This is a genomic window from Streptomyces sp. NPDC059002, assembly GCF_042740435.1.
GTDB lineage: Bacteria > Actinomycetota > Actinomycetes > Streptomycetales > Streptomycetaceae > Streptomyces.
Map to the genome: position 1 here is coordinate 91,167 of NZ_JBHYJI010000025.1, position 8,698 is coordinate 99,864.

General features: G+C 70.0%; 9 protein-coding genes. 3 read left to right on the forward strand and 6 right to left on the reverse strand.

The window, feature by feature from the left end:
- Positions 1-283: 283 nt before the first annotated feature.
- The 3 genes from ACFWZ2_RS22950 to ACFWZ2_RS22960 are packed head-to-tail and all read left to right on the forward strand — an operon-like array spanning position 284 to position 3,719.
- Complete coding sequence (locus ACFWZ2_RS22950; RefSeq protein ID WP_384548452.1) at positions 284-1,198, forward strand: bifunctional DNA primase/polymerase; 915 nt, start codon at positions 284-286, stop codon at positions 1,196-1,198.
- Positions 1,195-2,946, forward strand: a complete 1,752-nt coding sequence (locus ACFWZ2_RS22955) for a phage/plasmid primase, P4 family (RefSeq protein ID WP_384548454.1) — start codon at positions 1,195-1,197, stop codon at positions 2,944-2,946. The genes ACFWZ2_RS22950 and ACFWZ2_RS22955 overlap by 4 nt, the downstream gene beginning before the upstream one ends.
- Positions 2,947-2,963: 17 nt before the next feature.
- Positions 2,964-3,719, forward strand: a complete 756-nt coding sequence (locus tag ACFWZ2_RS22960; protein ID WP_384548456.1) for a hypothetical protein — start codon at positions 2,964-2,966, stop codon at positions 3,717-3,719.
- A 530-nt stretch (positions 3,720-4,249) separates the two neighbouring features.
- On the opposite strand, the gene ACFWZ2_RS22965 is transcribed toward ACFWZ2_RS22960, so the two are convergent.
- The 6 genes from ACFWZ2_RS22965 to ACFWZ2_RS22990 all read right to left on the reverse strand — a co-directional run bounded on the left by ACFWZ2_RS22965 (position 4,250) and on the right by ACFWZ2_RS22990 (position 8,417).
- On the reverse strand, positions 4,250-4,510 hold the full coding sequence (locus ACFWZ2_RS22965) for a hypothetical protein (protein WP_384548458.1): 261 nt from the start codon (positions 4,508-4,510) through the stop codon (positions 4,250-4,252).
- 17 nt (positions 4,511-4,527) lie between these two features.
- On the reverse strand, positions 4,528-4,755 hold the full coding sequence (locus tag ACFWZ2_RS22970; RefSeq protein WP_384548460.1) for a hypothetical protein: 228 nt from the start codon (positions 4,753-4,755) through the stop codon (positions 4,528-4,530).
- Positions 4,755-5,066, reverse strand: a complete 312-nt coding sequence (locus tag ACFWZ2_RS22975) for a hypothetical protein (protein WP_384548461.1) — start codon at positions 5,064-5,066, stop codon at positions 4,755-4,757. Before ACFWZ2_RS22975 ends, ACFWZ2_RS22970 begins: the two co-directional genes overlap by 1 nt.
- Positions 5,067-5,224: 158 nt before the next feature.
- Positions 5,225-6,466 carry a helix-turn-helix domain-containing protein gene (locus ACFWZ2_RS22980; RefSeq protein WP_384548463.1) on the reverse strand — a complete coding sequence of 414 codons (1,242 nt, stop codon included), beginning with the start codon at positions 6,464-6,466 and terminating at the stop codon, positions 5,225-5,227.
- Positions 6,467-6,659: 193 nt separating this feature from the next.
- Complete coding sequence (locus ACFWZ2_RS22985; RefSeq protein WP_384548465.1) at positions 6,660-7,451, reverse strand: hypothetical protein; 792 nt, start codon at positions 7,449-7,451, stop codon at positions 6,660-6,662.
- Positions 7,452-7,553: 102 nt separating this feature from the next.
- On the reverse strand, positions 7,554-8,417 hold the full coding sequence (locus ACFWZ2_RS22990) for an RNA polymerase sigma factor SigF (RefSeq protein WP_384548467.1): 864 nt from the start codon (positions 8,415-8,417) through the stop codon (positions 7,554-7,556).
- Positions 8,418-8,698 lie beyond the last annotated feature (281 nt).

Consider the following 8,698-nt stretch of genomic DNA (forward strand, 5'->3'; position numbering starts at 1 on the left):
GGCCCATAGGACGGGTGTCTCTTCTTGGCTCGGCGTTCGTGTGTCTCAGGAGACTCACCGTGCCATCCCACCTCCATCACCGGGCCCGTGTCGCCGCGCTCAAGCGCCACCGGGGTGAAGACGCCCCCGAGGTTTCCGACGCGCGCCGCGACCTAAGGGCCGCCAAGCTCGAAGCGCACATTCGGCGCGTGGTCGATAGCGCGCCGCAGCTCACCGCAGACCAACTTGACCGCCTTCGCTCACTGTTGCCCCCGGCCGACGGCATGTCGGGAGGCGCCGCAGCATGAGTGCCAATGACAACGCCCCCGTTGAGGCGGGGGCGCGCGATGACCGGCTGGGCGGCGGGTCTGACTCCACGGTAGCGCGACAGATCGCGCTGGATGGGGCCTTGTGGCTCGTTGGGCGCAACTTTCCGGTGTTCCCTGCCGACCACCCCGGAACGGGCGCGTGCACTGGCATGCACCGGGTGTGCGACGGGAGCCGGGGCAAGCATCCGTGCGTTCCCTTCACCCGTGAGCACACCGTGGACGAGGCGCGGACGCGCCGTTGGTTCGGCGGGCAGCTGCGCAACGTCGCCGTTGCCCTGGGCGCGTGCTCCGGGCCCGACGAGGGCCGCCTTCTCGTCGTCGACTCCGACCGGCCGGGCGCCATCGAGGACACCGCCGCACTGCTCGGGCACCGGCACACGACGACCATGCGGGTACGCACCGCCAAGGGCCACCACGACTACTACTGGGCGCCCGCCAGCGCCCGCCTGGGCAACGGACTCGGGGCCCTGCGCGGGCACTTCGACGGGGATATCCGCAGCGGCAACGCTTACGTGATCGGCCCCGGCTCGCTGCACGTGACCGGAGTCCTCTACGCGCTGGAGGATCCCGGGCAGCCGCCCGTTCCGGCGCCCGCCTGGCTGCTGACGGCGCTCTTGCACAGCGCCGGGCGCCCGGCACCTGCCACAAGCCGCGTCGCGCCGCTCCAGGCCACGCAGAAGGGTCTGCGGAGCCTTGTGCGATTCGTGTTGCAGGCGGCTCCCGGGGAGCGGAACAACCGTCTGTTCTGGGCCGCGTGCCGGGCTGCCGAGGGCGGCGCGGCGAACGCCGACCGCGCCCTGGTGGAGGCGGCCGTGGCCGTCGGCCTGGACGAGGGCGCGGCGGCGGCCACGGTCCGCTCCGCCTACCACCGGGGCGGGGGCACCCAATGACCCACGACCAGGCGGACGAGATCCTGCGCAACGCGGGAGTGAAGACGGCCACGGTGCCTACCCCGGGCAATCCCATGGCGGTTGCCCGGGTGGTGCTGCCCACGTGGACCGATGAGGAGCAGCGGCCCACGCTGCTGCACTGGCGCGGCCAGTGGATGGAGTGGCAGTGCACGCACTGGACGGAGCTCGATGTGGCCGAGGTGCGTGCCGTGGCCTACGCGGAGTTGGAGCACGCCGAGTACGCGGTGACGGTGCAGCGGGGAGCCACCGAGGGCGAGGAACTGCGGCCGTGGGCGCCGAACAAGAAGAAGATCGCGGACCTGTTGGAGGCCATGGCAGCGATCCGGATTCTGTCCCCGTCCGTGGACGCGCCCGCGTGGACCGGCGGGCGTCCGGCCGGTGACGCGGAGCCCGTGGTCGCCTGCGCCAACGGCCTGCTGCATGTCCTGTCGCGCCGTCTGGACCCGCTCAACCCGCGCTACTTCAACCTGGTGTCGGTGCCGTTCGACTACGCCGCCAAGGCCCCCGCGCCCGCGCGGTGGCTGGACTTCCTGCGCCAGCTGTGGCCCGAGGACCCGGATCAGATAGACGTGTTGCAGGAGTTCTTCGGGTACGTCCTGTCCGGCCGCACGGACATGCACAAGATCCTGCTGATCGTCGGGCCGCCCCGGTCCGGCAAGGGCACCATCGCGCGCACCTTGGGGGCACTTGTCGGGCAGGGCAACATGGCCGGTCCCACCCTGGCCAGTCTCGCCACGAACTTCGGTCTGTCCCCGCTGCTGGGCAAGCCGCTGGCGATCATCTCGGACGCGCGCCTCGGGGGCCGGGACGGTCACCAGGTGGTGGAACGTCTGCTCACCGTCTCGGGTGAGGACACCATCGACGTGGACCGCAAGTACAAGGACCCGTGGACCGGCCGCCTGCCGACCCGCTTTCTGATCCTGTCCAATGAGCTGCCGAACTTCGGCGACGCGTCCGGCGCCATCGCGACCCGTTTCCTGGTGCTGAACATGACCGCCTCGTGGCTCGGGCGGGAGGACCGGGCCCTTGGTGCGGCCCTGCACGCGGAGCTGCCCGGCATCCTCAACTGGGCCCTGGACGGCCTGGCCCGGCTGCTGGCACAGGGCCGCTTCACCGAGCCTGAGTCCTCGCGTGAGGCGGTCACCGCCATGCAGGACCAAGCCTCGCCCATGTCGGCGTTCACCCGCGAGGTGTGCGAGGTGGGGCCGGGCCATGAGGTGCCCGTGGACGCGCTGTTCCAGGCCTGGAAGACGTGGTGCGAGGACAACGAACGCAAGCCCGGCCCCAAGCAGCTGTTCGGCCGCAATCTGCTGGCCGTCGTGCCGCAGGTCAAGACGTACCGGCCGCACGGCCAGCCGCGCCGCTACCAGGGCGTCGCCCTCAAGAGCTGTGCCCACAATGGCGCGGCGAGCGGTTCAAGCGGTTCAAGCGGCACGCACCCCCACGCTGAACCAGCGCGTGAACCGCTAGCCGGTATGCCCAGCGGTTCGTCCCCAAGGCCAGAGTCCGCAGGTCAGACGCCCAATCTGTCACCGGGCGCGGCGGCCGATCCGCTTGAACCGCTTCCCGGTGCATTGTCGGCACAACTCCCGCCCCTGAACCGCTCGGACACGGAGGCGAGCGGTTCAGGCCCCGCACCCCTGTGCGCCAAGTGCGGCCACCCCATGACCGTCCTGACCCAAGGACAGACCACCCACCCCACCTGCGGCACCGACGCCGCAGCATGACACCCAAAGGAGAAATCATGACCACCATCGACACCCGAGGCGACGCCGTGGCCCAGCTCCACACCGCCGCAGACAACTACCTCACCACCTGGCGGGCCGACATCGACGGCCCGCTCCCCGAGGCCAGCCGCAGCAGCATCGGCACCGCCACGGCCGCCATCGGCCGCACCACGGCCATCGCCCGGGAGGCCATCCGCCAGGCCCAGCGCACCGACGAGGACGACACGCTCTTCCCGGAGGGGCGCGACCGGCTCGTGAGGGAGACCCTCGACGCCGCGCGGGCAGCCGTGGCGGACGACATCGCCACCGCCGATGCCGCGACCACCGTCGCGGGCGCCGAACTGTACGAGGCGGCCAAGGTGCCCCTTGACCGCCGCGACGCGACCACCGCCCGCCAGGACGCGCTGATGATGCTCGGCAACGCCCAGAGCACCGGGAAGGAGTTCGAGGTTCTGCGCCGTCTGGCCGTGCGCCAGGATGCGATCGGCGCCCTGGTGAGCACCGGGTGGCTGCGCGACTACCTCACCGCCCAGGGGCGTGAGGAGGACACCATCGCCGCTGCCGAAGTCCTCGTCCGGGACGGGGTGCTCCGGGCCGCCACCGCACAGACCGCTGACCCGCAGCGGCGCGCGGCAGCACAGACCGCCCTGGCGCTGCCCAACCTCATCAAGGCCCGCATCACAGCCCAGCACTCCGCGCGGCTCACCCTCGACAGCTACACCACGAAGCAGCAGCGGCGAAGCGAGGCCATCATCAAGAGCCTGTCCGTCTGACCCATCGGGCCTGAACGCGCACGGGCCCCCGGGGGTGCACCCCTTCCCCTCGGGGGGCCCGAACGCCGGGGAGCGCTCCGGGAGGTCTGTCAGGTTCAAAAGGTCGCCCCCACGATCAGCACCGTGGCGTGGAGGGGGCGCCGGCCGTCGGCCCGCGGGCGCGGCCGGCGCCCGCACGCCACCGCGCGAACGGCCCCGGCCCTCTCGGGGAAAGGGCCGGGGCCGCACTGCGACGGGTGGAGCTGCCCGCCGCTTCCCCTGTCCAGGGAGCGCTACCCGGGGCGGCCGACCATGCCGCCGCGCTCACCGCACGGGCCAGGGGAGTTGAAAGGGGCGGGGGCCGCCGGGCTGTCCGTCACGGCAGCCCCTGCCCCAGTACTAGGCGGGCGGATACGTCCCCGTGCCGCCCGGCTGCTCGGGGCCTACGCGGACTGCGTGAGCGAAGCGCCGATCACGAAGTCGCACGAGGCGCTGATGGCGATGATCGGTAGGGGCCTGGCGCGGCTGGCGGCGAAGGCGGCCAACGTGCCTCATGCCGTCACCCGCTCCGCGTGAGCCGGTTCCAGTCCGGCGGGCAGGTTGTCCGGGGGCTGCATGACCGCGTAGTCGGCGAAGGTTCGCCGGTAGCGCAGGTGACCGGTCTCCTGGGTGTGCAGGCGCTGCCACTCCTCGACCGGCCCGGGATCGGCGTGGCGCCCGGAGGTGGCACCGCAGTCGGCGTCCTCCCCCACCACGCACAGGGCCTCGTACTCGGGGGCCGCGTAGGGGTCCTGTACCAGCGTGTAGGGCACGTAGCGAAAGAGTCGCTTCACCGTGAACCCCCAGGATTGCTACGGGCATTGGCCTGAGCGACGCGTTCGCCGAGCAGATCGGCCTGGGCGATGGGCTGGACGTACTCGGGCCTCGCGTCCCACTCACACCCGCCATGGACGGGGCGGAGCTGGAGGTAGGTGCCGAGGTGATCCATCACCACACCAACCCGGCCACGGACCGTGTCCCGGACCGTGTCGCCGATGGCGGGGGCAGGTTCGCTCATCACGCCATCACCTCCACGCCGTGAATCCAGCGAGGGCCGACATCGACGCCATGCAGCGCGAGCCACAACGCCCGCCGCCGCGCCCGCTGCTGACGCTCTTCCCGGCACCGCTCAAAGGCGACGAGATACGGGCGGACGAGACGGACGTCCTCACCTCGCAACACGGGGCACGGGGCGTGCAGCAGGCGGGAGGTCTGCGGCGCGACCGGGTACACATCGGCAGGAACGTCGTCGGGGTCTCTGTGACGCCCCGACGAGGGGAGCAAGAGTCGCAACAGCGGCTCGAAGATACGGGCGATACAGTGCGGCATGTCGACCTGCTTTCATCAGGTGGGCCACGCCCCCGGGCCACCCAACACGTGGTCGCGGGGGTCGGTCGTAGTCGTTTGACGACAGACCGTAGGACCCCTGAGTGCAGGCAACAGGTACGAGTTCTACCCCCTTGTGAAGGGGTACAAGTTGTACCCCTTCACGCCGCCGTGGGTACTCCGAGCTTGTTCTTGAGGTACCGCACGTCATCCCGGATCACGGCATTCTGTGCCTCGTCCAGCTCGGATACGGTCGAGCGCGCGAACAGGTTGAACCGTGCCGTCTCCGGCGAGATTTCGAGTGCCTTCTTCAGCAGGTGCACCACTGCGACTTGCTCGCCTTGCAGGCTGTACGCACGAGCGGACTCGATCATGTGGAAGGAGCGGCGCGTGGCCGATGGCATCGAGGTGAGGTCAACCCGGCTGGCCACGTCGACAGCTTCGCCGCCGCGCACGAGATCCGCATTCATGGTGATCGCGTAGGCGTCGACCATGCCCCGGCCGAAGATCAGATACGGGTGTGTGTAGTCCTCGCCGAGCCGCTTCGCGGCATCGTCGGCGTGGTCCCAGAACCGCTCTGCGTTCCCGCGCTGGCCGATCTTGGCGTACGACAGTGACGCGGCGAGGTGCAGCAGTCCCCACCGCGCGAGGTCTTCCGTGCTGTCATCGGGTCGCAGCAGGTGGGCCGCTTTCATCGCGAGGTCCACGCGCGCCTCGTGCCGCTCCCCGGCATCCCGGAAGACGTGGTTCATGTACCAGGCCGCCGCAGCGATGGCGTGTGGGCTGTCGGCATCCTGCGCCGCCGACATCGAGCGGTCGCCTGTGAGCATGACCAGTTCGGGCGCAGGCTGGAAGGACAGATACAGCTGTGCCAGGTGGTAGGTCTCGGCGAGGCCGACCAGGGCACGGCGGCGGTCTGTGCCGTCCAGTGTCCGAGCGGCGTGCTGCAAGTCGGAGAGCAAGTCGGGCAGCACTACCGCGATGCGCGTGCGATGCCCACCGTTGCCGTGCCACAACCGCCACGCCTCGCTGACGCGGGCAAGGAGGTCGGCGGCATCGTCTGGTTCCTCGTCCGAGTCATTGAGCCGGTACGTCGTGAGTGCTTCCCGTACCGCTGGCAGTGCTCCGTGTGCCGACTTGGTGTAGCTGGACGCCAACAAGCGTTCGTCACCGGTCAGTTCCGCGATGTCATCGACGCCGAGCACATCGGCGAGGCGGAGCAGCAAGGGCAGGCGGGGAGTCTGGAGGCGGCTGTTCTCGATTGCCTTGACCCACTCCGCAGAGCGGCCCACGAGTCCGCCGACGACGGCGCGTGTCTGGCCGTTGCGCTCACGGGCTCGGCGTACTCGTTGGCCGAAGGTCAGGGTGTGGTCATCTGTAGTGATGTCAGCGTGTGCAGGCATACTGAACTCCGTTCTGACTCGACACCAGAACGGTACCCCCGTGAAATTGCGGGGGAACGGTGAACGGCCCTCGCCGCTGGCGAGGGCCGTGGGCATGTCGGCGTGCTGTATCGCTGCCAACGGCCAGTGATGCGAGAAGTGGGCTGACCGCGACGAGGCACCCTCGGCCGGTCTCGGGTCGATAACGGGAGAGTCACGATCGAGGGATGAAAATGTCCTCGCCACCGGGGTACTTAACGGTCAAATCGTGCTCCATATGGCCTCCCATCAGGAGAACCCCTTTGTAAGGCGTGTCCACGCACACCGGCCAGGTCTTCTCCTTCTTCCGGCCGGGTGCGATCGGCGCCGGAAGGTCGACGGTGGATTCGATCGTGGCCCAGTCGACGCCGAGGGCGCCGATGATGTGGGTGCCGAAGGTGACCGTGCCCGAACGCACCGGTGAGTGACCGGTGTTGCGGAAGGCGACGGTCACCTTCTCGCACCAGCGCCGGTCGGCGGGCTCCCGCTCGGGTTCGCCGACGCTGAGCCTCGCGGGCCCGCTCGGCGGCGCGGGCTCATGCGTGCCCGGGGCCGACGGGGTGCCTGAATTCCCTTCCGTACGACCGGAGTCGCCGCGCTCTCCCGGAGATCCGCCCGCAGGGGACGCGCTGCCGGACGGACCGGCCGAGCCCGAACCGCCCCGGCCGCCGGGCGACTTCCCCTCCGTGTCGCCCGCGCCACCGCGCTTCCCCGCGCCGGACGGCGCCTTGGAGCCCGGGCCCCGCCTGCCGTCGCCCTTCGCCCCTTCGCCGCCTCCGTCGAGCGGCACCAGCTCCACGTCGCCGCTGGGCCCCACCGTCTTGCCCGGAGCCCGCTCAGGGGACGCTCCGGCGGCTCCTGTGGCCACATAGCCGTCGCCGCTGTCGCCGCCGCAGGAGGACAGCAGCCCGCCGAGGCAGAGCACAGCGGCACCGGCACCGAGTACGTTTCGCAGCGCACGTCGCATCGCGCCAGTGTGGCTGACGGTCCGTCAATGAGGAACCCCGTCAGCAACACCGGTCACGTACACAGAAGTTGACGCGGAAACCGCTCCGTACGAAGCCCCGGTTCAGTCCGCGATCAGACCCTCCCGCAGCTGCGCGAGCGTCCGCGTCAGAAGGCGCGAGACGTGCATCTGCGAGATGCCGACCTCCTCGCCGATCTGCGACTGCGTCATGTTCGCGAAGAAGCGCAGCATGATGATGCGGCGCTCGCGGGGCGGCAGCTTGGCGAGCAGCGGCTTGAGCGACTCGCGGTACTCCACGCCCTCCAGGGCCGAGTCCTCGTACCCGAGACGGTCCGCGAGGGAGCCCTCGCCGCCGTCGTCCTCGGGGGCGGGGGAGTCGAGCGAGGAGGCGGTGTAGGCGTTGCCGACGGCGAGGCCGTCGACGACGTCCTCCTCCGACACGCCGAGCGCGGCGGCGAGTTCGGGCACCGTCGGCGAGCGGTCGAGCCGCTGGGCGAGCTCGTCGCTGGTCTTCGTCAGCGCGAGGCGCAGCTCCTGGAGGCGGCGCGGGACGCGCACCGACCAACTGGTGTCGCGGAAGAAGCGCTTGATCTCACCGACGACCGTCGGCATCGCGAACGTCGGGAACTCCACGCCCCGTTCGCAGTCGAAACGGTCGATCGCCTTGATCAGGCCGATCGTGCCGACCTGGACGATGTCCTCCATCGGTTCGTTGCGGCTGCGGAAGCGGGCTGCCGCGTACCGCACGAGCGGGAGGTTGAGCTCGATGAGCGTGTCGCGTACGTACACGCGCTCCGGGCTGTCCTGGTCGAGTGCGGCGAGCCGCAGGAACAGGGAGCGGGACAGGGTCCTGGTGTCGATGGCTTCCGGGGCCGGTGAGCTGTGAAGCGCGTCGGGCGCGGATTCGCTCGGGCTCTTGGTGAGCGTGAGCGTGAGCACCTTCGAGCTGCCCTGGTCTGCGGACATGCCACCCCCTTGAGGTCGCGGACGGTCGCGGCGGGCGCTCCCGTCGGAGGAACGCAGCCTCCACCTGAATACCGGAGGTGGGGCTACGGCAAACGCGGTTCCAGCAGAATGTCACATGTCGGCAACACGCTGTAGTTACTTGTCGACAAACAAGGGTGACATCCGTGCAGGAAAGAGGGGGTCTGGGGGATTTCAACGGGGAGTGGCGGACGGGATTTGCCCGACCGCCCTCCACAGGTTAAGGTTAAGCCTCCCTACGGTTTTGGGTACGAAACCGCCCG

Coding starts and splice junctions, on each gene's coding strand:
- ACFWZ2_RS22960 (WP_384548456.1), top strand. CDS start 2,964: ATGACCACCATCGACACCCGAGGCGACGCCGTGGCCCAGCTCCACACC.
- ACFWZ2_RS22970 (WP_384548460.1), bottom strand. CDS start 4,755: ATGAGCGAACCTGCCCCCGCCATCGGCGACACGGTCCGGGACACGGTC.
- ACFWZ2_RS22990 (WP_384548467.1), bottom strand. CDS start 8,417: ATGTCCGCAGACCAGGGCAGCTCGAAGGTGCTCACGCTCACGCTCACC.
- ACFWZ2_RS22955 (WP_384548454.1), top strand. CDS start 1,195: ATGACCCACGACCAGGCGGACGAGATCCTGCGCAACGCGGGAGTGAAG.
- ACFWZ2_RS22985 (WP_384548465.1), bottom strand. CDS start 7,451: ATGCGACGTGCGCTGCGAAACGTACTCGGTGCCGGTGCCGCTGTGCTC.
- ACFWZ2_RS22980 (WP_384548463.1), bottom strand. CDS start 6,466: ATGCCTGCACACGCTGACATCACTACAGATGACCACACCCTGACCTTC.
- ACFWZ2_RS22975 (WP_384548461.1), bottom strand. CDS start 5,066: ATGCCGCACTGTATCGCCCGTATCTTCGAGCCGCTGTTGCGACTCTTG.
- ACFWZ2_RS22950 (WP_384548452.1), top strand. CDS start 284: ATGAGTGCCAATGACAACGCCCCCGTTGAGGCGGGGGCGCGCGATGAC.